Origin of the sequence: Streptococcus cristatus AS 1.3089 (assembly GCF_000385925.1) — a bacterium.
Lineage (GTDB): Bacteria > Bacillota > Bacilli > Lactobacillales > Streptococcaceae > Streptococcus > Streptococcus cristatus_B.
Map to the genome: position 1 here is coordinate 1,625,684 of NC_021175.1, position 24,773 is coordinate 1,650,456.

Consider the following 24,773-nt stretch of genomic DNA (forward strand, 5'->3'; position numbering starts at 1 on the left):
CAGTTTCCTCCTCCAATTAAGACATCTTCCTAAATTGACTGATAAAAAATCCATCACTGCCATATAGTTCTGGTGTAATCAAAATACAGCCGTCTTTCACGATATCTTCTCTTTCATGTTCTAGTCTAACTTGCTCAAAGTTTGGGTGTCTTTCTAAGAATTTCTTAACCACTTCAAAATTCTCTGTAGACACAATCGTGCAAGTACTATAAATTATTATACCACCTTTACGTAGACTTTGACAAACGCTGTCTAATATATCCAGCTGAATTTTTTGTAAATTTTCAAAATCGGCGTTTTCTTTATTGTACTTAATGTCTGGTTTGCGACGAATCAAGCCGATGCCAGAGCAGGGAGCGTCCACTAGGATTTTATCAAAAGCATTTGGTCCAAAAGTCTCAAATACCTTGGTTGCATCCAGTTTTTTAGTGGTGATTTTATCCGCCAAACCTAGACGTTCTGCGTTTTGACGAATCAAGTCCAGCTTATGGTCGTAAAGATCCAAGGCTATAATCTGACCAGTCGTCAGATAGGAAGCCATATGCACAGCCTTGCCCCCTGGCGCACTGCAGGCATCCAAAATCTGCTCATGTCCTTCAATTTGCAAGGTCGGAGCAACCAGCTGACTAGACTCGTCTTGAATAGTAATCAAGCCTTTTTCAAAGAACTCATGACCAGCAAAATGGCCTTGTTTCTTGACCAAGGCTGAAGGAGCTAAGACCGAATCTTCCGCACCCAAAACTGCTTTAATTTCTTCCTTTCGAGCCAAATCCGTCACTCGGATGCTGGCCTTGTTGCGTTCAAAGAGACTAGCAAAGATGGCTTCCGCACGTTCTTCCCCGTATTCGTCAATCAAGACCTTGACCAGCCAGACCGGCAAAGAATACTGGACTGAGTAGCGCTTGTTCTTGCGGTTGATACTGGTCGGATCAGCTGCGCCTTCCCGCTCGATTTTCCGCAGGATGGCATTGACATATTTTTCACTGCCACGCTTGCGGCCTTTTGCAATCTCAACAGCTTCATTGACGACAGCATGCTGGGGGATTTTATCCAGATAGAGCATCTGATAAAGGCTGAGCTCAAGCAGGATATATAGCCAAGCATCTAGCTTGTCTCTGTCCTCCACCCAATGAGCCAGCTGCCATTCTAGAGTAATTTTGCGAGCGACCGTTCCATAGACCAGCTCCGTAACCAAGCTTTTATCAGCTGAACTGAGAGCACTCTGTTTCAGAGCCTTATTGAGGGCAATATTGGAATAAGCTCCCTCCTCAAAGACTTCTTCCAGAATTTGCAGAGCAAGCTCTCGGGCTCTGTTTTGCTTACTTTCCAAATTCATCACCTACTGCTAAACTCCGACCCAGACCGTTGAGAAAGTCCTTGATGTCCATTTTGGGCTTGCCGAATGGCTGCACCGTCTTTAGTGAAAGGGCTCCCTGACCCGCTGCGACCACTAATTCTTTCTTGCTGATTGTCAAGATTTCACCTGGACGACCACTGCCTTCCGCTTGGCTAACTTCATAAATCTTGAAGCGCTGGCCAGCTAGCAGGGTATGGGCCACCGGCCAAGGATTCATGCCCCGAACCTGATTGAAAATCTGACGACTGGTCTTTGTCCAATCAATCCGCTCTTGCTCTGGGCTGATATTCGGTGAAAAAGTCACCAACTCTGGATCCTGAGGCTGAGCTTGAATCTCTCCCGCTACATAGGCTGGCAAGACTTCTAAAAGAAGATCGCGGCCAATCACAGCTAATTTTTCAAAGAGAGTTCCGACATTATCAGACTCTTCAATGGCGGTTGCTCGACTGGCAATCATATCACCAGCATCCATCTCCTTGACCATCTCCATAATGGTCACACCCGCTTCTTGATCGCCATTTATCAAGGCATAATGAATAGGCGCTCCGCCACGGTATTTTGGCAAGAGAGAGGCATGGACATTCACTGCGAAGTTAACGCTGTCCAGCAAGCGGCTAGGCAGAAATTGGCCAAAGGCTGCTGTCACAATACCGTCAGCTCCCAAGTTCATAAGCTCTTCCAAGTCAGCGCTTTTAGCCAGCTTCTCTGGTTGGTAAACTGGCAAGTCATTAGCTAAAGCCACTTCCTTGACCGGTGTCATGCGGATTTCCTTTTTGCGACCCACCGCTCGGTCTGGTTGAGTAACCACCGCTAAAATGTCATATTGTTCGCTTTCCAGCAGGCCTTTTAAGACCGTTGCTGAAAAGTCAGGCGTTCCCATAAAAATTAATTTCACTGTCATTTCCTCAAATCTGTCGCAGAATCCCACCACCTGCGACTGTTTTTCTTTCTATTATATCAAAAAAGCGAGCAAAGCTGACAGCTCTCGCTCACTTTTGCCATCAGATAAAATTCTGGGGCTCGTTATCAATACTGAGCCGCAGGTCCTTGTTTTCCGCTTGCTGCGTTAGTTCCAAGACCCGATTGAGCGTGGTTTGTAGGTCATCCTCAAAGCGATACTTAAGTAAAATCTGATAGTGGTAGAGATTGTGGGTTCGGGCAATGGGTTTGGGTGTGGGACCCAAAATTTGCACCTTGTCCGACAGGCCACTCCGTAAAATATCCATGACTTGGTAAGATTTCTTGACTACTGTTTCCTCATCCTTGTGGGATAGGGTCAACCCGACTGTATAGTAATACGGCGGATAGCCCAACTGACGACGAATTCCCATTTCATAAGCGTAGAAGCCTTCGTAGTCCTGCTTTCTGGCAAAGTCAATGGCATAGTGATGCGGGTTGTAAGACTGGATAAAGACTTGTCCAGCTTTTTCAGCCCGACCTGCCCGACCTGCTACCTGAGTCAGCAGCTGAAAAGTTCGTTCTGAAGAGCGAAAATCTGGCAGATTTAGAGCTGTATCCGCATTGAGGACACCGACCAAGGTCACATTAGGAAAATCCAAGCCCTTGGCAATCATCTGAGTTCCCAGCAGAATATCTGCCTGCCCTTGACCAAAGGCCTCTAGGATTTCTTCGTGGCTCCCCTTCTTACGGGTCGTATCCACATCCATGCGCAGAATGCGAGCCTGTGGAAAGAGAGTCGTCAGCTCATCATAGGCCTTCTGCGTCCCCGTACCATAGTAGCGGATGCTGCGACTGGCACAATTAGGACAGGTTTGCGGAATGTCCTTGGTAAAGCCACAGTAGTGGCAGTTCATGGTTTTGGTATCCATATGTAAGGTCAGAGAAATATCACAGTTGGGGCAGGTGTCCACCGTGCCGCATTCCCGACACATGACAAAGCTGGAATAGCCTCGCCTGTTGAGCATGAGAACAGTCTGCTCCCCCTTATCCAGACGATTCTGAATAGCCTCTAGCAGGACTGGGGTGAAATTACTGGCTTCATTTTGCCCAATATAATCTCGGAAGTCCACCACTTGAACCTGAGGAATCTGCGCCAGCGGATTAGCCCGCTTAGTCAGCTGCAAAAAATCATAAACGCCACGGCTGGCTCTGGCTCTACTTTCTAAGCTAGGAGTCGCCGAACCCAGCACCAAGACAGCTTGATTGTACTGAGCTCGCAGGAGAGCCACATCTCTGGCATGGTAGCGAGGATTGGAATCCTGCTTGTAGGAGGACTCATGCTCCTCGTCAATGATGATGGCTCCGATATTTGTCAGTGGAGCAAAAATGGCCGAACGCGCACCAACAACGACCTGGGCCTCTCCCCGCTCCACCTTGCGCCACTCATCGTACTTCTCACCGTCAGATAGGCCTGAATGCAAAATAGCCACCTTGTCGCCAAAGCGCGAGATAAAACGGTCGGTCACCTGAGGAGTCAAAGAAATTTCTGGCACCAGCATAATTGCTGTTTTGCCTTGACCTAGAGCCTCCTCGATAACCTTGAGATAAACCTCGGTCTTTCCACTTCCCGTCACTCCTTCTAGCAAAACGGGTTGAGCCTTTTCTTTACCGATTTTTTCACAAATCGCAGCGACCGCAGCTGCCTGCTCCTCATTGAGAACCAGCTTTTTATCCTGTCGCTCCTTCTGGAAATGCGCCGCAGACCGGCTGACCTCTCTCTCCTCTGTATGGAGAAGCTCCTTTTCTAAGAAAATGTTGACCGCTGCAGGCGAAAAGAACTTGCGTAAGTCTTTGAGGCGACCTGATTGCGGATTTTCCAGCAAATAAGTCTGAAGTTCCTGCTGCTTTTTCGCTCGGGCAGAAGGCACGAATTGAGCCAATTTCTCTCTGTCCACCTGATACCAAGTTTCTGTCTTGATATGCTTACGGTCGGTCGCTTGGTATTCCAAGCGAATCTTACCAGCCTGGGTCAACCGCATTAGCTTAGACTGACTTTTTTTATCCAAATCAGAAAAGCGAAGACTAGCTGACTGACCGAAAATGGCCTGCTGCTCCTCAACTGAAAGCTGCTCCGTTGGATACAACAACTTGTCATAGCTGGAATTAAGAAGACTTGGCAACATGGCCTTCAGGATAGAAATTTTATAAGAAAAGACAGACTGGCGCAACTGGTCAGCCAGCCAGAGCTGCTCCGCATTGAGAACCGGTCTAAAGTCCAGGACCTCTGCAATATCTTTCAATTCTTCAATATGTTCAGCCAAATCTTCAGCTTCCTCATCCGCCAAGCCAACAATCAATCCTTGAATCAATCGACCGCCCTTACCAAAAGGCACATGCACCCGCATCCCAGCTTCTAGCATCCCAGAAAACTCCTCTGGAACCGCATAGCTGTATGGTTTGTCCGTCTGCATCAGAGGAACATCGACAATAATCTTGGCAATTTTCACACTCTCACCCCGCTTTCCCTAAACGCCATATTCATAGAAAAAATAAGATTGAGTAGCCCCAACCTTAAATTTTCTCACCCTCTTCTTTTTCTTTGGCAATTTGTTCTTTGATCTTGCGCTCTTCTTCTTCTTTGCGCAGGCGTTCTTCTTCCGCACGTCGACGAACTGCTTCGCGTTTTCCTTCTGGATCTGGGTGAATCACAACATTACCAGATTCAATTTCTTCCAAAGCGCGTAGCGTTGATTTCACTGACTTGAAATCCTGAGTTGGCTTAGCACCAGCCTCTAGCTCATGGGCACGCTTAGCTTCTAAAATAACCAAAGAATATTTTGACGGCACCTTGTCCAACAAGGTGTCAATAGACGGTTTTAACATCATAATTATTTACCTAATTTCTAACTTTATTAACGGACGACTGCTTCATCCTTAGGAAGCATGTCTTGATAGTGACCGATGACACGGTCTACACGAAAATGCTCGGCTTCAATCACACGTTTCACACGTTCAGCTGCCAAAGGTACTTGGTCATTGACAATGGCATAATCATACTCACGCATCAAGGCAATTTCTTCTTTTGCTTTCTCAATCCGCTGAGCAATAACTTCTGCACTGTCTGTGCCACGACCAACCAAACGGTCTTTCAACTCTTCCAAGTCTGGCGGAGTCAGAAAGATAAACACAGCATCGGGCACTTTTTTCTTGACTTGGAGTGCTCCTTGGACTTCGATTTCCAAGAAAACATCTATCCCCTTATCCAAGGTCTCATTGACATAAGTGAGCGGAGTCCCGTAATAATTGCCGACATACTCTGCATACTCGAGCATCTGCCCTTGACGAATCAGCTCCTCAAACTCTTCACGAGTGCGAAAGAAATAATCAACACCATCAACTTCTCCAGGACGCTGCGGACGAGTCGTCATAGATACAGAATACTGAAACTGATTGTCCGTACTCTCAAAAATTTCCCGTCTTACTGTTCCTTTCCCAACGCCTGAGGGGCCAGAAAAGACAATTAACAAGCCTCGTTCTGTCATCATATCTCCTTCACAATCTTTCTATCTAGTGTAACAAAATTGCGCTCATATTTCAAGAAGATTCAAAGAGATTTCCTTGATAATCCTCTAGAATCCTGCTAGAGTTTAGACGCTTTTATTCATCAAATAAACCTTGAAGGCTGGCAAAAGGGCTATTGGCTTCTTTCTTTTCCATTTGCTGCTTTTGATAGTCTTCCTCCGTCAGCACCTGCCAGTCAATTCCCATAGGCATGGTCTCACCGGCTTCCTCTCCAGGAGTCAAAACTTTCAACGGAATATGGAGCAAAATATTGTCCGCCACACTTGCTGCCAAATCGATCGTATCCCCCTCAAATGGCAGAACCAAATCATCTTCCAGCAAATCTTTTTGCACAGAGCCATCTTCGACAGAGGCAAAGACTTCATGAACCATGTAGTCTTCCACTATGTCAACTGGAGCCATGCTGCGACTAGAAGCGAGGGTAATCTGGTAAGTCAAGGTGTAATCCAAAAAATAAAGCCCATTTTCATACTGAGCCTGACCTCTAGCCACGATCTTCTGGATATCTAGCACTTCACGATTACGTTCTTTTAGCTCTTGCGCCAAATCAAAGTCTTGATCAAACTGCAAACCGCCAGCATTTTTCTTAATTTCTTGAATATTTAACATTTCAGCCTCGTTTTACATTATTTCTTTCATCATTATACCATTTTCTCGACCAAATACCTATACCCCAAACAGCCAATGAGACAACTAAAAAGAAAATCTCTCAGCCTCTTGGACTGAGAGAAAATACGCTTCTTCCTAAAAAGGTTCGTTTATTTTCTAAATTTAAACTGGCTGTAAAGACCAAAAACGATGATCCAAACAGCTGATCCGATTGCTCCCACTACCGTTGACTTTTGTAAGAAAAGAGTCACAAAGACAAAGGCAAAGAAGAGCATGGTCAAAGGATTGAGAAACTTGTAAGCTGGCATGAGATAACCATCTGCCATAAAATCTGGTGACTTGCGATATTTGAGGTGGGCCAGCATGGTCAGACCATAGATGGCGATGTAGACACCAGATGAGGAAGCCGTAATCAGGGCAAAGGAATCTGATACTCCCGGCAGAATCTTGATAAAGGCCGCAAAGGCAATAACAGCCGCTGACGCCAAAATCGCATTCTGCGGAACGTTTTGCCGAGACAGCTTCCCAGCTCCTATTTTCTTTAGAAAACGATTTGGCGTATCGTGGGCAATCTGATACAAATGGCGACCCGTTGAGTAAAGGGTCGAGTTCAGTGCTGAAGCCGCTGAGGTCAGAACCACGAAGTTAATCAAGGCCGCTGCCCATTTGAGACCAGCTAACTGAAAAACGATAACAAAGGGAGAGTCAGCCGTTGCCAGCTCTTTCCAAGGAATGATAGCCATAATGGCAAGGAGAGAACCCCCGTAGAACAAGACAATCCGCAAAGGAATTTCTTTAATGGCCTTTGGCAATACCGCTCGTGGATTAGCCGTTTCAGAAGTAGTAATCCCGATAAATTCAATGGCCTGATAGGCAAAGAAAACCATCTGAAAAGCCATAACAAAACTTACAAAGCCATTAGGGAAAAGCTGAAAACCGCGACCAATATTCCCAAGACTGGCTACTCCGTGAGGCGTTTTAAAGCCTGTCAATATCATAAAGACAGCCGTTGCAATCAAGGCGATGATAGCCACAATTTTTATCATGGCAAACCAAAATTCGACCTCGCCAAAAACTCGAACCGCTATCAGATTGACCAAGCTAAGAAGGGCTAGAAAGACTAGCTGAATCAGCCAAGCTGGCCAGTCAGGAAACCAGTACTGCACATACTGGGCAACAGCCGTAATCTCAGCCATTCCGATAAAAATCAGAGAAATCCAGTAGGACCAGCCGGAAAAATACCCCCAGCCAGTTCCCAAATATTTGGTAATAAAGTTGATAAAGGTATGCTGGTCAGGGTCGTAGTAAAGCATTTCCCCAATCGCCCGCATCATCAGATACATGAAAAGGCCCGTCAGCATATAAATCAAGATAATGGATGGTCCCGTCAGGCTAATCGAACGCCCCGCCCCCAAGAAAAGACCCGTGCCGATGGTTCCAGCAATGGCTATAATCTGAACATGTCGATTTTGTAAACCACGTTCCATCCCATTCTTTTCTGTTTTCTCGTTATTTTTCAACTCATTTTCACTCATTCAATCATTTCCTTTCACAAATCGCTTTATTGTATCACAATTCAGACAATTCTGCTAGATTTTTTCATTTTATCTAAACATTTACTCTAGAAAATTTATGTAAAAAGCCAGACTCATAGTTCGTAGAATCATTTATAACAGACAGGATAAAAACATTGCATACTGTTCTTATGAAGGGACTCTATCTAGCTCTAACTCCCTTACTTGTCTAGGATAAACATCCCTATCATCCACACTTGTCGATAATCGGCAAACAAATCGCTGGCTTGGAAATTCCGTTCTCCCGTATCCTTATCATACAAACAAAAATCATCATCTAGATCTTCCGATTTTACAGCCTCAACGATGTCTTTTAAGAAATAGGTTTGGTTTTTCTTCATTGGTCAAAAGTCCCTTTCCATTCATAAGCCGGATAAGCTCCTAGGCACAGACAGCCCAAGCTTTCTGCGACCTTTTTGGAGGCTTCATTGTGCGCATCCCATAGAGGAAAGAGTGAGCGTTTTTGAGCTTCTAAAATCATCTGGGCACCCAAGATTTTGGCCAAGCCCTGTCTTTGGTAGACTGGCTTGGTAGCAATTTCAATCTCAAGGGCGCCATGATAGACCAATCCTGTCGATATGCCAGCGATGATTTCCTCTCCTGAATAGAGTAAAAAACCAAAGCCACCCGTCGCTTGAAAATGGTCAAAATCGGAAAAATCACCCTGCAAATCCTGAGACCATGCTTCCCCAGCCAAACGCTCATAACTCTCCGTATCAATCGAGCAAAGGTAGTAGTTTGCAGGTAGCCTGCTCTGCCATTTCTCCAAAGCCTCTGTGTCAAAGGAAGCCCTGTCCGCAAAAGCATAGCGAGTGAACTGCTGCAGCTCACTCTGACTATCAAAAAATTCTCGCCAGCTGAAATCCTCAGAGATGACAATCTTATCAGCCAGACCATACTGGCTACTATAATCCTGCCAAAAATCCGGATCTGCCTGACCAGCAGGAAAGATGAAATTTCCTAGTTGGTAAAGACAAGATGTCTCAGGCGCGTTCATAAAGAACTGCCCTAGACCAGCATCCAAACCGTAAAGTACCATATTTTTGGTCCAGGATTGGAAAAGATTCTTAGCTTTTTCATTGTTCGCATTCTTCATTTACTTACTTCAAACTCCAGCCACCATCGATTTTGATAATCTCGCCCTGCATAGCAGCTGCCTTACCACTGGCTAGAAAGAGGCTGATGTCTGCCACTTCCTGAGGATCCAGCCAGCGCTTGATCGGCGTTTCCTCAGCAACCCAGTCTGCCAGCCCGCCTGGCTCAAAATCTGCAGCAGTCATAGCTGTCTTGACTGCGCCTGGCGCTAGGCCAAAGACTTGGATATTTTGATCCGCATAGTCTAAGGCTATCTGTTTGGTCAGGCCAGCCAGAGCATGCTTAGAGGCTGTATAGGCTACACCGCCGCCACCAGCCAGAAAGCTAGCAATCGAGCACATATTAATGATGATACCAGACTTTTTCTCCAGCATTTTCTGCAGGTAAAAGCGAGTGATTTTCATTGTCGCGGTCAGATTAAGGCCAAAAATCTGCTCCCAGTCCTCGTCACTTGTCTCGTGCAGGGGGCAATAATCGTCCAAAATTCCAGCTGTATTGCAGAGAATGTCCACCTCGGGCAAGCTGGTGAAGAGCGGTGTCAAATCCCCTGTCAAATCCAACTTGATAAAACGCAGCTCATTGAGAAAGCCGGGATTTTCATCCTTGTCCACACCATAAACCCGGTAGCCATTTTCCAAAAAGGTCAGAGCCTGAGCTCGACCGATGCCAGAGCTAGCTCCCGTCACCAGTACCGTCTTAGTCATCTACTTCCACCCAATCTGTAGCGAGCACATCACAAGGAGTTGGACTCCACATGGAGAAGCCCTCTCCCTCACCTGAAACATTGATGAGGAAATACGGTGTCACTTCAAGAGCCACTCCATTCTGCTCAATCGTGTCAAAGAGCTGGACATAGTTTTCCGCTCCACCCCAGCCTGTCCTCACATATTTTTTCTTGGCCTTAAGGCCAGGTAAAATTTCTTCAAATGTCATGGTTTTCTCCTTTTGTTTATCGATATCCATTTACAAATTTACTGTTAGCAGTCATAGGTAAGTTAAAGCTTCTTCTCCATCTCTACAAAGAGGTGAATATCGCCATTGCTTTCCTGCGGAATGCGTCTCACCACTTCAAAGCCCATGTTGAGATACAGCTGCTGGGCTCGATGATTGAAGTCAGCCACGGATAGCCTTATGACTTGGGGCGCAAAATTTTCCATGATAAAGTCCAGAATTTCCTGCAGAAATGAAGCGCCCTGACTCTTTCCGCAGTGCTCCGGCTTCATCCCCAAACCAAGCTCCAAAGCTCGTTCTCCTTTTTGCTCCAAACAGAAAAATCCATAGAGCTTCCCCTCTCGCAGGACTTGATAATAACAGTCCCCACGCGCTTCTGAGGAGACCATTTCTTCATAATCCTCTAGGTCATTTTTCATATCATAAAAGTCATAGGGCGCCTCGTAATGCCAGTCCTTAGCAATTTCCAAAGCATGCTGCTGGGTTAATTGTTCAATCATCGTCTAGTCCTCTTTTCTCTAAAATTTCCAATAAAATCGTTTCTGATCTGCTTTTTCACTGCAGCCGAGGTTGCGATAAAATTCATGGGCTGATGAGCGGGAAATGCCTGAATTAATCCGAATCCCTGTGTAGCCTGCGGCTTTTGCCTCTTCACGCAAGGCTTGCATCAGCGCTCTGCCATGTCCCTGGCCTTGAAAATCCTGAGCGACGGCCAAAGCCAAGAGATTGAGCAAGGACGGGAAATAGAGACAGTCGTAGCTAGCTGCATGAGCGTAACCTATGACCTTTCCGTCTTCTTCAGCGACCAAAATCAAATGCTGGTCATTCTCTAGCAGCCTCTTCAGTTGAGCCTCCGTCGCTTCCCTATCGAAATCATAGCCCAAGCACTCAGCATTGAGCCGCTGAATGGCTGCGGCGTCTCTTAGTTTTACTTTACGAATCATCTGTCACCTCGTTCTATTCTTTATTATAGCAGAAAGAGAGTGGGACGGAAATCGGTAATTCGTTAGAATTCGATTTCGTCGTCCCACCTCCGCACAGTTGAGTAGGGCTGTAAAAGCTGATGAAATCAGCGTAATAGAACCCACTCAACCACTGCGTCTTGCTCAACAATCCAAAGACAATTGAGGAGGCTAGGACTTTTGTCCCAGCCTCTTTCAATAAACTATTCTCCTAACTGTTTCTTCAACCAAGACTCCGCCTCTTCTAAAGGATGGTCAGTTAGGACATCGGGCTGAATTGCCTCATTTTCATAAAGCTTATTCCCATTTCTCACTCTTGGAAAATGCAATCATGAGACCCGAACCAGCTATACCTGCTAAAAGAACAAGACAGATATTTTTCAGAGGATAGAGCCAGTCTTTATTTTCCTCATGCCATCTTGACTTCCAAAGACCAACATAATCAGCGCTCATATGTTCGGGTTGATTCAGCTGGATATTGATTACAATGGCTAGTAAGATAAGGGCAAGTAAGGCAAGCGCAATCAGCCAAACTTTCTTCTTTTTCGTTAGGTTAAAATTCTTCATCCTTTTCTCCTTCTACTTTCTGTTTAAAACAACTTTTTTACACTACTTTTCTTTCACTTCTATTTCCGAATGACGATAGCCGTAGCCAAAGTAAATCAAAATTCCCAAAAGCAGGGCGATGCCAAAGGCCAACCAAGTGTCCCAAGTGTACTGAGTCATAAAGGAAAGACAGATGACAATGGACAAAATCGGAGTTAGAGGCACCAGCGGAGTTTTAAACTCTCCTGCCTTGGGCTGCCCCTTTTCCTTGCGCAACTTCAAAATGGCAAAGGCCAGCATAATCAGATAGGCCAAAGTACAGATATTGAGGAAAGAAGCGATGCTGGCAAGAGGGAAGATACCCGCACAGATAGCTGAGGCAATCCCCACCAAGATAGTAGCATTTTGAGGTACGCGGCTAGTAGCAGTCAATTCCTTGAAAGACCGCGGTAAAAGTCCGTCACGCGCTATGCTGTAAATCATCCGAGACAAGGCATAGGTCATGGAGATACAGACCGTAATCAGGGTCAAAATAGCCACGATAGAGACATAATTAGCCGCCCAATCCAGCCCAATACTGCGAAGGGAAAAGGCTACTGCATCTGGAACATTTAGCTTAGTATAGTGGACCAAGCCTGTCAATACCAAAGTTACCAAGATATAGAGAATGGTCACGATCCCAAGGGAAAGGACAATGCCGCGCGGCACATTTTTTTGCGGTTCTTTAATCTCATCCACAGACATGGAAATCGACTCAAAGCCGAGAAAAGCAAAGAACATCAGAGAAGCTCCAGCCATAATCCCCGTCTGTCCGCCATAAATCTGACCAAAGCCGAAGGGTGCAAAGTTAGACCAATTCTCAGGTCGGAGATGGAAAAGCCCAACGAGAATAAAGAGAGCTAAGGCTGAGAATTTGAGGACGACCAAGGCTGAATTAAAGCGCAGGGCTGCTTTTGAGTTTAGAAGTACCACACCCGTCACAAAAAGAATGACCAAAATTGGCAAAATATCGACATAGGTCCCTGCTTGTGGAGCAAAAGTTCCATTTAAGGCAGTCGGTAACTGAAAACCAAAACCACCCAGTAGCCCTTTTAGGTAAGAGGCCCAACCAGAAGCCACACCTGATATAGCTGTCATAAATTCCATGATGGTCAGCCAACCAGCCATCCAGGCCGGAAATTCCCCTAAAACAGCGTAAATATAGCTGTAAGCTCCGCCATTAGCCGGGACTCGAGAGGCAAACTCTGCATAAAATAAGGCAGAGATGCTGACACATAGGGCAGAAATCACGATCGACACAATCAAAGCTGGACCAGCATAAGTCGCCGCTCCAATTCCCGTAACCGTGAAAATCCCGGTACCGACCATGGCACCGATCCCTAAAAGAATCAAATCCATCAGTTTCAGATGCCGCCGCATTCCCGTCCTGTTTTTACTGGCATCTTTTTTTCGAAAAATATTCATAGCAATCTCCCTCCAAGGCATAGATGGTTTATTATATCATAGATTGTTGGATTTACCAAAGTCTCATTTTATCTGCCCCTTTTTCATCAGGTAAAGAAAAGCAAAATAAGAAGCTGGGAAAACCCAACTTCTTACATAGAGACAATTTTACGATAACTGCGGGAAGTAATCATGAAGACAATCACATAGCTGATAAAGAAGATTGCACAGACACCCAGCGTTACAGCTAGCATGAGAACTGAGTTAAGAACACCGAGGGCAGACAAGATCAAGCTCAGCATATGATAGGCAAAGGTCAGATGGATAAAGGCAAAGGCCAGCGGCAGGAAGAAAACAATCAAGATCTGTTTCCGAATGGTTTGTCTGATTTGCTTCTCATCCAGACCGACCTTTTGTAGAATCATAAAGCGATCCCGATCCTCGTACCCTTCTGAAATCTGCTTGTAGTAGATGATGAGGATGGTCCCCAGCATAAAGACGATCGACAGAAAGATGCCGATGAAGAACATCCCACCCAGCATACCTTTGATTTCTTGCTTATCAAAAGCTGTTACCGAACCGTAGACTGCTTGGTTTTCAGGCAAGGTCTGATTAAACTGCTGCAATTTTTCTTGGTAAGCATCCCGCAGATTGCGCTGTTCTTCTGTTGACAGCTTTGTATCAAGCCAGCCATAATAATTAAGGTTTACAGCATATTTATCCGTCATTGCAGAGAATATTTGGTCAGGGTTTTTAAGAACCATGTAGATTTTCTCTGGGACGATCATGTTCATCTGATCGGGTAAATGACCAAAGATAAAGTCTTCTTTGAGTTCTTCCTTGATTTTAAAAGTCTGACCAGCCAGCTGCAAGTCTTGCTTGGGATCCAGTTTCACTCCTTGCTGGTAGAGCGCCACTTCATCATCTCCAAGATCAAGAGTTTTCCCCGTCATACTCTGATAATCCGCTTCTGAAACCGCCAGAATATAAGTTTTCGGTGTGACAAATTTTTGAGCGGCAGCGTTGATATCGAGCTGATTGCCAGCACGACTCGTCACTCCCATCGTATAGTATGGATAGACACCTTTCTTAGTGACTGGCAACTGCTGCTCATTCACAAACTCTGTCAGCACTTGGTCCATCTGCTCACCCGTGGTTCCTTTTCCTTGAATGCTAAAATCATGAGGAAACATAGCTTTTTGCATGTAGTCACCACCGGCATAGATGTTAGCACCGCCAGATAAGGTTACCAAGACCATGGTTGATAGGATAGCAATCGTTGCCAGGCCCACTGCATTTTTCTTCATGCGGAAAATCAGGTTGGAAACGGAAATCATATTATTGGGTTGGTAATAATAGGACTTCCTCTTTTTCAAAAATTGTAGAAAGACTGTAATTCCAGCATTAAAGAGTAGATAGGTGCCTAGAATCACAAAGAGCACCGCGACAAAGAATGTAAAGACTGCTGATAAAGGATTGGTCACTCCTAATGCAAGGAAGTAACCGTATGCCAAGGCTGCAAGTCCAAGTAGTGTCTGCAGGAATAAAAAGCGACTTTTCTTTTCTCCGCTATTCTTCTCTTTGACCAATTGCAGCGCATCAAGCTTTCTCAGGCGCAGACCATTGCTAATCATCAAGCAGAAAAAGACAAAAGCGTAGAAAATAGCAACCGCGATAACGACAGCAGGCTGAAAAGTTGACACCAAGACAACCTTCATCGCCATGATTTTCAGCAAAAGAGCATAGATCAGCTTGTCAAACAAGAGTCCAATCCCTAGTCCGAGGATAAGGGTGACCAGACCAAATACCAGTAATTCGATCACCACCATGACAAAGATGTGGGATTTATTGAGCCCTAGCACACTGTAAAGGCCTAACTCTTTGGAGCGATTCTTGAAAACAAAGCTATTAGCATAAAAGACGATAATGCTGGTCGTGATGCTGACAATCACCATCCCCAAAGATAGCACCATAGAAACAGCACTTGCACCGGTCATTTTTACTAAATTGGGATTAAAGGTCAGGGAGAAAAAGATGTAGGAGATGGCGATGGATAGACAGGTCGCCAGGGCGAAAGGATAATAAAGCTTACGATTTTTGATTAAATTGGAAAGCGCAAGCTTACTAGTTAATCTAAGCATGAGCTTCTACCTCACTTGCCATGACCGTCAGCGTATCAGAAATCTCTTGGAACATCTGCCGCTCGGTCTTGTCACCGCGGAAGATTTGATTGTAAAGAATTCCATCCTTGATAAAGAGCACCCGCTTGGCCCGACTGGCTGCCGAGGTCGAGTGGGTCACCATGAGAATGGTCTGGCCGCGGTCGTTGATATCGTCAAAGACATCCAAGAGGGCAGCCGAGGACTTGGAATCCAAGGCTCCTGTTGGTTCATCTGCCAGCAGAATCTCAGGCTCGGTGATAATGGCACGGGCTACTGCTACCCGTTGCTTCTGACCACCGGAAATTTCATAAGGGAACTTCTCTTGAAGTTTGTTAATCCCCAGCTCATTGCAGGTCGTGACCAGCTTTTGCATCATCTCAGTAATAGGACGCCGAGAGAGGACCAAAGGCAGGAGGATATTATCCTTGACTGACAAGGTATCCAGCAAGTTGAAATCCTGAAATACAAAGCCTAATTTCTCCCGACGGAAGCTGGAAGCCTGGCTGTTTTTAATGGTTGCCGTATCAGTTCCGTTGAGGAAAACACGGCCTTCTGTCGGCTTGTCCAGCATAGCTAGAATATTGAGCAGGGTGGATTTCCCAGAGCCTGACTCCCCCATGATGGCGACATATTCGCCTTTTTCTACTGTAAAGTGAATGTCCTTCAGCGCCTCTACTTGGCTGCCCTGAAAGCGGGTCTTATAAATCTTTTTCACGTGTTGTACGTCTAATAATGTCATACTTGAACCTCTTTTTATTTATGTGTAAAATGGCTATTTAGCTTATCTTTCAATACCTTATTAGCTAGCTCTGCTCTAAGATTAGCTGAGCTGCTGCCCCCTACTGAAAGCAAACTAAAAACGATACTATTATCATACCGAAAAGCCCCATAAGTTTCCATAAGCTAATCTTTCATTTTGGACGCTAATCTTACATTTTTGTCACTTAGCGTTCCTCAAGTTATATAAAAATCTGATGCTCATTGGAGGGAGCTGGCTGTATGATTTGCCTTGCTTTGCAAGTGTCCCTCTCTAAACTTTTAGTTCCATTTGGACAAAAAGGTGGTGGGACTGGGAAAAAAGGCCTAGCCTCTCAATTGTCTTTGGATTATCGAGCAAGACGCAGTGGTTGAGTGGGCTCTACTACGCTGATTTCATCAGCTTTTACAGCCCTACTCAACTGTGCGGAGGTGGGACGACGAAATCGAATTCTAACAAATTACCGATTTCTGTCCCACTCTCCAGCCCCTTCACTGCATCTGCTTCTTAATGACTATATTGTAGCCAGAAATAATACTGGCTTGATGCACAGCCCAGTCTGGTTTTTTCGATTTCTTCTTTGGAAATCTTCTGCGCCATTGGTGTCTTTTGTTTATGGTTGAAGAGATTTGTTTTCATAGTGGGCCTCCTTTTATTTGGATCTTATTTTGATTTGTTTTTCCTTACACCTATATGATATAAAATTCCCCGTCCCGCTACCATCGAATAACCTTTCATTTTAAGCTTTAAACTTACATTTTTGTCATCTTAAACAGAAAGTTCGCGATTGATAGTTCAGTTGCTCTATTTTCTACAAACCCCTAGAAAAACAGTAAAAGAGGCTGGGACAAAAGTCCTAGCCTCTCAATTGTCTTTGGGATTGTCGAGCAAGACGCAGTGGTTGAGTGGGCTCTACTACGCTGATTTCATCAGTCTTTTACAGCCCTACTCAACTGTGCGGAGGTGGGACGACGAAATCTAATTCTAACGAATTACCGATTTCTGTACCACTCTCTTCATTCGACAGTTTTAGTTGTCAAGATTAATCCTCTACGAGACTTAATCTTCTTTTTTCTTTAGTTTTGCTACAAGACTAGCTACTAAGCCTAACAGTCCCATTCCTGCCAGTGCTGCTACCTGCGCAGAACGGTTTCCTGTATTTGGCAAACGACCACTGTCTGTTTGACTTGCTTTTCTAGCTTCCGATTTTGTTTCTTCAGCATTTGTTTTTTCTTCCTCAGCTTTTGCTGGTGCTTGAGCAGGTCTTTCTGCTGCTGGCTGAGTCGGACTTTGATCTTTCTCAACTTCTACAATCCTAGTTTCGCCCTTACCGGTCTCTTCTGGTTTTTGAGGAGTCACATGGTGAGGTTCATGTGATGGCTGAGGAGTTTCTTTCTTCGTTCCGACGAGGACGATTCGATCTGTCGGAGCTTGTAGAACTTCTCGTAGCTTTTCTTCTCGCTTGCCATCTGGGTAAACTTCTGTAAGAACTCGTTCCTGACCATTTTTGCCTTCTTGAGCCACACGCTTTTCTCCTATTTTGAGCGTCGGATCCTCTTTTTCAACTGTTTGGAAGTTGAGCTCTTGTTCGAGGACTTCTAGATTTGGAAGTTCCTCTTGGACAGCAGCTGCAGTTTTCCCAGTCACTGGTTTTTCCTTGGTCAATTGGATGCGATATTCCTTGACCTGCTTACCATTTTCTGAAACAAGGCGCACCAAGACTGGCAAATGGTCATCTCCACTATCCACAACCGTCGAAGCTACTTGATCGCTTTCTGCTACTGTGATCTTCGGACGTTGACCTGTATAAGTCACTTGATAATTCTGACGTTCTTGAGAGAAGTCTGGCAGTTCTTTTCCATCTACTAGAATCTTAGAATTTGTACTTTCCTTAGCCAATTCACTTGGTGCCAAGAAAGTCATCTCCGTCAGAGCAACTCCATTCTTGTCATCTTTTCTTTCCATCCGCCATCTCATCGCTTTAGACTGAACAGCGTTAAAGCTTGCTGTGAGCTCCGTACCTGCCTGGATTTCCTGGTTGATGTTATATGGGACTGCCTCCCAGTTGTCAGGGTTGTTAAACGGATGATTTGGTTCGTAGGCTTGGTAGTTTGAGTAATAGACAGGAGCATCAAAATCTGGTCCAACATAGCGCTCTAAAACAAGTTTAGATGGTGCATCTGTTCCGCTATCGGCAAAGAAGCGCAGTTTAGCTTGAACGACCGTCCGCTCAACAATCCTACCTTGGTCCTTGAAGATGACACCTACTGAGACTTCTGGATTCTCTGACGGAGTGGCAGACCAATTGGTCCAACGACGACTATCATCATGATCTCCATCATTGATATAGTCCACACGGTCATGAGAACCTGGGTCAATATCATTGGTTGCTGAAGCAAAGGCTTGATTGCTATTTTCATCATAATATGGATTGTCTGATACAGACTCGCCTTGCTTATCGGTCACTCGGACAGATAGCTCGACAGGTAGGTCACTACCTAGAAGGCGACCTCGAACAGTGAATTCACCAGCTTTTGCCAGATTTTCAGCCGGAACTGGCTCCCACTCAACAGTCAGGTCTTTGACTTCATAGTCTGATGTACCAGTGAAGTAAACAGGAACTTTGTTTGGCAAGTCTAGACTTTGACCTAGGTGAAGCAAGCGAGACTGTTTCACTGCTGCTACCGGTTTGCGAGCCAGCAAGTCTTTATCATTTGTAAAGTGGAGACGGTATTCTCCGAGGATATCTCCATTCTCAGCTTTCACGACAACACGGACAGGATCTCCCTCATGGACACTTGGCACGACTGTTGCCAGACCATTATTGCTGACACTAGCAGTTACTGCTGGTACTTGCCCATCGTTAGCTGGGAGATAATAGTCAGTCAAGCTTGGGTTAAAGTTTGGCAAGTCTTGACCAGCCACTTGGATGCGGGTTTCTGCCTCTTTCGCTGCCGCCACTTGTTTGGAGAAGATTTGGACTTCTGTGATCGAGGTTCCCCACTTGTCATCCGCTCTCACCATACGAATCCGAAGGGCATAAGTATCGACTTTATCAAAGTTAAAGTGATTCATTTCCCCAGCTTTGAGTTGATCTGGTGCTTTGAGGTTGGTCACCGGTTTCCAGTTGGTAGCATCGTTGAAGACATGCTCTTCGCTTTCGACAAAGCTAGGATTTTTAGGCGCAGTCGGCACGGTCTTGCCAGCATAATACTCAATCACGTAGGATTTCGGAGCCCCAACGCCGTGATCTTCGTGGAAGGCTACGTTTAGATTGTCAACCGCCCGCTTGGTCATAATGCCAGAATCTCCAAAGAGAACGCCCACTGAAGCCTCATCTTGTCGGTTCCAGTTTGTCCAACGATTGGCTGGTTGGTCATTGTAAGAAATCACCTTATCATTAACATAAGATACTGGGTCACTTGGATTAGAGTCCGAAGCAAAGGCCAGCGGCAATTCTGAACCTGTCCATTGGTCCGAAATATTGGCTCCATTTTCGGTCTTATCAGAGACACGGACATGGAGTTTGGTTGGCAACTGAGTGCCTTCTACCTGACCAGTGACCGTGAAGACGCCTTCTTTTTGATATTGACTTGGCGAAATAGCGTCCCAAGCAACTTTTGCTGAAGAAACTTGCCCATTTGAATGGTAAGTCCGGACACTCTCTGGCAGGTGTGGTGCTTCCGCAAGTGGAGTTGTCACGCTGACTTCCTCTACTGCGACAATGCCTTCCACAGACACCTTAGCACGCGCTTCCTGCTCAATACCTTCAACTTTTCCGACCACTTCAAAAGTGTGGTAGCGATTAAGTTTTTCTTTTTCGACAGCCTGCCAAGTAACCTTATGAACTTTAGGGAAACCTTTTTCGTACTCAACCGTCACGGTTGTTGGCAGTTTTGGTTCTTGATGCAAGTCTGTTACCACATGGACTGGGCGGACTGCTTGAACCACTTTCTTCTCCGTATTGGCTTGAATCGCTAGTTCCACTTGCCCTTCAGCACCGTCATACTCTGCTTTCAGAGTCACATTTCCTGGTTTGTGCAGTTCTAAGCTTCCTTTACGAACGGCAACTTCTCCTTCACCTTTCGTAGAGAAGGCCACCTTATCTGCCTGTAAAACTGCCTGAGTGCCATCTTGATAGTGAGCCAAAACAGTTAATTGGGCAGTCTGGTCTTCTTTGAGACCGTCAGCTTGCTCAACTTGGAGACTCAAATGGTCAATTTTAGGAGCTTCTTCTAAGAATTGCACTGCATAAGTTTGCAGGGCCCCACCATCTTTTGGCTGTACATAAATATTTGCGCGCATACCGTTTGAAGCACTAGCTTGAACCACTGTCACATCCGCATTTTCAGCTGTAGCTGCCACTGAAGGGAGTTGCGCTCCATAGGCAAGGCTTTGATAATGGACTGGTTTTTGACTAGTCAGGTCCGATACTGCCTCACCACCCACAGTCACTAGTGGCGTCACAGGTCCAGCTGCTTGCCCTTCTTCAACGAGCAAGGTAGCAGAAATGGTATCGCCTGCTAGATGACCTGTCATTGGAATACGAGAACCTGCCACAGACAATTTAGCTTGATCTTCTGGCGCGATTTCCCATCTATCTACATCATAATGTTCGACACTGCCGTCAGTTAGAGCAAGAGGGATCGACTTGTCTACACTGTTCAAGTCCGTTCCAGGAGCTACTCGTTTGATGACTGGCAATTCTCTTTCAACAGCTAAAACTTCCACACGTGCTTCTACTTGACGATCGTCTGCCTCTCCTTTAACGGTTACAATGCCTGAGTGGCTAACGTCTGCTTGTGACCAAGTTACAGGGCGTTCTGCACGACTACCGTCACTGTAAACAAAAGGAACTGTCGCTGGCAAGCTTGGAGCTTGTCCCAAAACTGTACGAACGTTTGGCACTTCTGTACCCAAAACAGTCTTTTCTTTCTGCTCGTCTTTGCCAGTAAAGACCGTCACTTGGTCTGATTTTAATAAACCAGAATGGGCAGTCAGCGTGAATTTACCTGCTTGGTCTGTTGATTTGACAATGGCAACTCCTTTACCGTTAAAGGCTTTGCGGATCCAAGAACCGTCTGCTTGTTCCTTGTAACGTTCACGACTGGCTTGCTCACCATTATCTACACCGACAAGCTGGCCTTGTCCATGCAACTGGAAGCGAACAAGGTTATTAGCAGTTGGCACGACATTGCCGTCACGATCGACGATTTCATAGTAGATATAGGTCAAGTCTTTTCCATCTGCTGCGATAGCATGTTCTTCCTTGACCAAGCGTACACCTGCTGGCTGACCTGCTGTGACAATCTTGTCGCGGGCAATTTCTTTACCTTGCTCATCACGAGCTACAGCTTCCAAAGTTCCCGGCTGATAAGCCACTTTCCACTCAAGGTAGAGTTCTTGAGGATTTGCTCCTTCTTGATAGCTACGACCGTCGCTGGTTTCTTTTTTATTAAATTTCTTAACTCCCAAAGATTGGTTGTTCAAGTACAATTCGACACTAGCAGCGTTGGAGTATGCACGGACTGGTATTTTATTTTCAGCATCTGCAACATTGTCCGCTAAATCTTGATCTTCCCAGTTCCAATGAGGAAGCAGGTGAACCATCGGTTTCTTCTTAGCTGAAACCCACTGACTTTGGTAAAGGTAATAGTCATTTTTCGGAATGCCCGCCGTGTCCACTATTCCAAAGTAAGAACTTTTCACAGGCGTGTTGTTTTGGTTGTGCCAAGGAGTTGGCTCGCCGATATAGTCTGTGCCTGTCCAGATAAATTGTCCTGCATAGCCCGCATTGTCTCGGTCAAAAGTCCAAGAAGCAGTGGCCGTTTTTCCCCAACCGACACGGTCATTCCCATAGTCAGACTGCTCATAGTTGCGCCAAGATTGATTGCTTCCAACCCATTCTTGCTCTGGATGGAAATAGCTACCACGCGTACGAGTTGCCGAAGATGTTTCAGAACCATAAATCAACCAGTTTGGATGTTTGGCACGTAAGGCCTTGTAATTATCTTCTGAGTAGTTAAAGCCAACCGCATCCAGTTCATCTGCGATTTTTTCATGACCACCACTACCATCACCAAAGCGGAATTTGTCAGCTCCCATCGTGACATAGCGGGTCTTATCAACTGACTTGATGACCTTGACTAAGCGTTTAACCGTCGCTAACGAATGAGCATCGCCGTTTGCTTCACCGATTTCATTTCCGATTGACCACATAACGATGGCAGGATTATTTTTGCCTCTTTCAACCATGGTCCGCAGGTCATAGTCAGACCATTTTTCACCCTTTTTAGCTTCTGGGTGAGTCGCATCTTTTTCAAAGAAACGACCGTAGTCATAAGGCTTCTTGCCTCCATACCAAGTATCAAAAGCCTCTTCTTGGACCATCAGCCCCAGCTCTGCCGCAATCTGCAAAGTCTGTTCGCTGGCAGGATTGTGGGTCGTACGAATCGAGTTGACCCCCATTTCCTTCATTTGCTTGAGGCGACGATACTCTGCCTTATAGTTTTCTTCTGCTCCTAGAGCCCCGTGGTCATGGTGCAAGGATACTCCGTGGAATTTGACCTTCTGGCCATTGAGAGAGAAGCCTTCATTTGGAGTCCAGTTGTAATAACGATAGCCAAACAAGTCTTTCTTAGCATCGACCAATTGACCATCACGATAAATCCGTGTCACCAATTCGTACAAGGCAGGATTGTCTTTAAACACAGTCCACAATTCCGGCTTTTCTACTTCTAAGCTTGCCTGGATAGTACTGCTTTCGTGGGCTTTTATTTTTTGGCTAGCAGTACGAATAAGGTCTGTGACTGCCTCACCACCACGTCTGACAATCTGATATTCCGCTGTGATTTCATGGTCTTTATCGTCTGTATTGACAATCTTACTCGTCACATGAGTTGCAACCTTACCGTCTTGCTGCTTCTCAAGTTCTGGCGTTAAGATAGTTGTACTATTTTTCTCAACATGCACCTTATCTGTCACTTGCAAACTCACATCACGGTAGATCCCACTTCCTGAATACCAACGGCTACTTGGTTGCTTGTTGACAACGTGCACAGCGATGACATTTTCCCGACCATCTTTGTGGAGGTATTTAGTAATATCGTATGAAAATTGGTTGTAGCCATTTGGATAATGCCCGACCAGCTGGCCATTGACAAAGACCTGCGAATCCATGTAGACACCATCAAATGTGAGACGAACATTTTTATCAAGATCTTTTTCGTCTAATTTCAGAGGCTTACGATACCAAGCATCTCCACCATTGAGCTGGCCACCTTCGTTTTGTGCAGGTGATTCATGGTCAAAATCAAAGTGGATACTCCAGTCATGAGGCAGATCCAATTTTTTCCATGATGTGACATCCGTCTCAGCTTGGACAGCTTCCTTAGCATTAGCGTTTAATTTAAAGTGCCAATTCTGATTAAAATTCACTTTTCTATCTTCGATCATTTGGCTCACTTCTTCCTTCGTCGCAGATTTTATCTCAGGCTGAGCAGCTTTTTCTTGAGTAGCTTCTTGGCCATTCTCTTTTGCTCCATTTTGAGATGCTGCTGAAATGTCCTCCGCCACTTTAGAAAGCTGAGGATTTTCTTCTTTTTTCTCCTCCTGAGAATGTTCAACAGTCTCAGCTGCCTGACTTGTCACTGGTTCAGCAGTTACTTCTTCCTCAATGGGCTTTTCTGCAGCAACCAGCACCGTTGTTTCCTCGGCATAAACTGGAGTCGCTCCCGCCACACTTGCTCCAAATAAGAGGAAGCAAGTACCAATAACTATCGAGCAAACACCAATAGAAAACTTTCTTATGCTATAAACTCTCTTTCGATTCCAATGATCCTTTCCCATAGGATCATCCTTCTTTTTTTAGTAATCGCTTCTATTTTTAAGAAAGCGTTTTACTTTTTATAATCGTTTCCCTCCTATTTTATAAAACAAGATAGCTTATCTCAATAAGCCAAGAACCTTTTTTATACTTTTGAGCTTTTTTCCTAAAATTAGGAGAAAAACAAACTTTATCGAACATTCCTATAAAAAGGATGAGTCATTATCACCCATCCTTTTTCTAGAGATTTATCATATAAATAATCGCTCTTAGAGTTTAGCCAAGTATTCCTGCACAAGTTTGATGTCCGCTTCCTTGCCACCTCGGTCAATATCGCAGATATGCGGCAGCCCATATTTTTCGATAATCAAAGCTGTCGCCCCGCAGAAGGTCCGACCATGCTTAACCGAATCTCCATTATTGACAAAACCTTTAATCAGGCTTGAGTGTTTCTTGATGAAGCGTTTACTTGACCAGGGAATTTTCCCAGCACCTGCATTTCTAGTAATTAGAATGCAGGGTTCTTCCAACTTTTCCTTGATGCTTTGTGTCGGATAGCCCAGCGATTCTGCAAATCGCTTCCCAACACCCGTTACTGAATCGTAAACTACAATCATTTCCTTTACCTACTTTCTCAAAAGAAGCGCTGCCAAAAAAGCACCAAAACCTATAACAGCCACATCCGCTATCAGTTGTAAGAGAATTTCCAAATCAGGCATACTGTGAATATAGAGCAAGATACTGATCACCGTCAAGGCCAAAACCACCAACTTGATAGCTACCGCCACGCCTGGCATCGCAAGCAATCCAAGCAAGATACAAATAAGACCACCAATCAAAAAAGACTGGAAGCCCAAACTTAGACCAAAGCCAAATTCCACCCCACCATAAGCAAAGGTCAAAAGACCAATCACAACTAGGCAAAGCCCCAAAATAGTCCTTCCACTCAACAGCATTCCACCTTGTTTCATCATCATTTCCTCACTTTCTTGTTTGAATGAATAGATTTT

At 45.2% G+C, this 24,773-nt stretch carries 20 protein-coding genes and 1 pseudogene; all 21 read right to left on the reverse strand.

Features of this window, described 5'->3' with window-relative positions; translation table 11 throughout:
- Window positions 1-16 precede the first annotated feature (16 nt).
- Window positions 17-1,330 carry a 16S rRNA (cytosine(967)-C(5))-methyltransferase RsmB gene (gene rsmB / locus I872_RS08045; RefSeq protein ID WP_172456452.1) on the reverse strand — a complete coding sequence of 438 codons (1,314 nt, stop codon included), beginning with the start codon at window positions 1,328-1,330 and terminating at the stop codon, window positions 17-19.
- Entirely contained in the window at window positions 1,320-2,258 is a 939-nt protein-coding gene (gene fmt / locus I872_RS08050; RefSeq protein WP_041826831.1) for a methionyl-tRNA formyltransferase, read from the reverse strand. The genes rsmB and fmt overlap by 11 nt, the downstream gene beginning before the upstream one ends.
- A gap of 100 nt (window positions 2,259-2,358) precedes the next feature.
- A complete protein-coding gene (locus tag I872_RS08055; protein ID WP_015605613.1) occupies window positions 2,359-4,764 on the reverse strand; it encodes a primosomal protein N' in 2,406 nt (801 codons plus the stop codon).
- A gap of 64 nt (window positions 4,765-4,828) precedes the next feature.
- Window positions 4,829-5,143, reverse strand: coding sequence for a DNA-directed RNA polymerase subunit omega (gene rpoZ / locus I872_RS08060; protein ID WP_005590937.1), 315 nt, complete (start codon window positions 5,141-5,143; stop codon window positions 4,829-4,831).
- Window positions 5,144-5,169: 26 nt separating this feature from the next.
- Window positions 5,170-5,802, reverse strand: a complete 633-nt coding sequence (gene gmk / locus I872_RS08065; RefSeq protein WP_172456453.1) for a guanylate kinase — start codon at window positions 5,800-5,802, stop codon at window positions 5,170-5,172.
- A gap of 112 nt (window positions 5,803-5,914) precedes the next feature.
- Window positions 5,915-6,448: a YceD family protein gene (locus I872_RS08070; RefSeq protein ID WP_015605615.1), complete on the reverse strand. Its 534-nt coding sequence runs from the start codon at window positions 6,446-6,448 to the stop codon at window positions 5,915-5,917.
- 149 nt (window positions 6,449-6,597) lie between these two features.
- The gene (locus I872_RS08075; protein ID WP_015605616.1) at window positions 6,598-7,983 is read right to left on the reverse strand and encodes an amino acid permease; all 1,386 of its coding nucleotides are present in this window, start codon (window positions 7,981-7,983) and stop codon (window positions 6,598-6,600) included.
- Between the two features lie 177 nt (window positions 7,984-8,160).
- Window positions 8,161-8,363: pseudogene (locus I872_RS08080) on the reverse strand (DUF7716 domain-containing protein); the annotation flags it as partial.
- Window positions 8,360-9,118, reverse strand: coding sequence for a GNAT family N-acetyltransferase (locus I872_RS08085; protein ID WP_015605618.1), 759 nt, complete (start codon window positions 9,116-9,118; stop codon window positions 8,360-8,362). The pseudogene I872_RS08080 and the gene I872_RS08085, both read right to left, overlap by 4 nt.
- A gap of 4 nt (window positions 9,119-9,122) precedes the next feature.
- Window positions 9,123-9,821 carry a 3-oxoacyl-ACP reductase gene (locus I872_RS08090; RefSeq protein WP_015605619.1) on the reverse strand — a complete coding sequence of 233 codons (699 nt, stop codon included), beginning with the start codon at window positions 9,819-9,821 and terminating at the stop codon, window positions 9,123-9,125.
- A complete protein-coding gene (locus I872_RS08095) occupies window positions 9,814-10,050 on the reverse strand; it encodes a DUF2829 domain-containing protein (protein ID WP_002899859.1) in 237 nt (78 codons plus the stop codon). The genes I872_RS08090 and I872_RS08095 overlap by 8 nt, the downstream gene beginning before the upstream one ends.
- A 62-nt stretch (window positions 10,051-10,112) precedes the next feature.
- Window positions 10,113-10,568 (reverse strand): GNAT family N-acetyltransferase, encoded by a 456-nt coding sequence (locus I872_RS08100; protein WP_015605620.1) that lies wholly within the window; start codon window positions 10,566-10,568, stop codon window positions 10,113-10,115.
- 18 nt (window positions 10,569-10,586) lie between these two features.
- Window positions 10,587-11,012: a GNAT family N-acetyltransferase gene (locus tag I872_RS08105; protein WP_015605621.1), complete on the reverse strand. Its 426-nt coding sequence runs from the start codon at window positions 11,010-11,012 to the stop codon at window positions 10,587-10,589.
- Between the two features lie 315 nt (window positions 11,013-11,327).
- Window positions 11,328-11,597 (reverse strand): hypothetical protein, encoded by a 270-nt coding sequence (locus tag I872_RS08110; RefSeq protein ID WP_015605622.1) that lies wholly within the window; start codon window positions 11,595-11,597, stop codon window positions 11,328-11,330.
- Window positions 11,598-11,639: 42 nt separating this feature from the next.
- Window positions 11,640-13,040 carry an amino acid permease gene (locus tag I872_RS08115; protein ID WP_015605623.1) on the reverse strand — a complete coding sequence of 467 codons (1,401 nt, stop codon included), beginning with the start codon at window positions 13,038-13,040 and terminating at the stop codon, window positions 11,640-11,642.
- Window positions 13,041-13,171: 131 nt separating this feature from the next.
- Entirely contained in the window at window positions 13,172-15,160 is a 1,989-nt protein-coding gene (locus I872_RS08120) for an ABC transporter permease (RefSeq protein ID WP_015605624.1), read from the reverse strand.
- The gene (locus I872_RS08125) at window positions 15,153-15,920 is read right to left on the reverse strand and encodes an ABC transporter ATP-binding protein (RefSeq protein ID WP_015605625.1); all 768 of its coding nucleotides are present in this window, start codon (window positions 15,918-15,920) and stop codon (window positions 15,153-15,155) included. The genes I872_RS08120 and I872_RS08125 overlap by 8 nt, the downstream gene beginning before the upstream one ends.
- 525 nt (window positions 15,921-16,445) lie before the next feature.
- On the reverse strand, window positions 16,446-16,577 hold the full coding sequence (locus I872_RS12395) for a hypothetical protein (protein ID WP_015605626.1): 132 nt from the start codon (window positions 16,575-16,577) through the stop codon (window positions 16,446-16,448).
- A gap of 420 nt (window positions 16,578-16,997) precedes the next feature.
- On the reverse strand, window positions 16,998-23,786 hold the full coding sequence (gene bgaA, locus I872_RS08130; protein ID WP_015605627.1) for an LPXTG-anchored adhesin/beta-galactosidase BgaA: 6,789 nt from the start codon (window positions 23,784-23,786) through the stop codon (window positions 16,998-17,000).
- A gap of 246 nt (window positions 23,787-24,032) precedes the next feature.
- A complete protein-coding gene (locus I872_RS08135) occupies window positions 24,033-24,380 on the reverse strand; it encodes a class Ib ribonucleoside-diphosphate reductase assembly flavoprotein NrdI (protein ID WP_015605628.1) in 348 nt (115 codons plus the stop codon).
- Between the two features lie 9 nt (window positions 24,381-24,389).
- Window positions 24,390-24,737 carry a hypothetical protein gene (locus I872_RS08140; RefSeq protein ID WP_041826912.1) on the reverse strand — a complete coding sequence of 116 codons (348 nt, stop codon included), beginning with the start codon at window positions 24,735-24,737 and terminating at the stop codon, window positions 24,390-24,392.
- Window positions 24,738-24,773 lie beyond the last annotated feature (36 nt).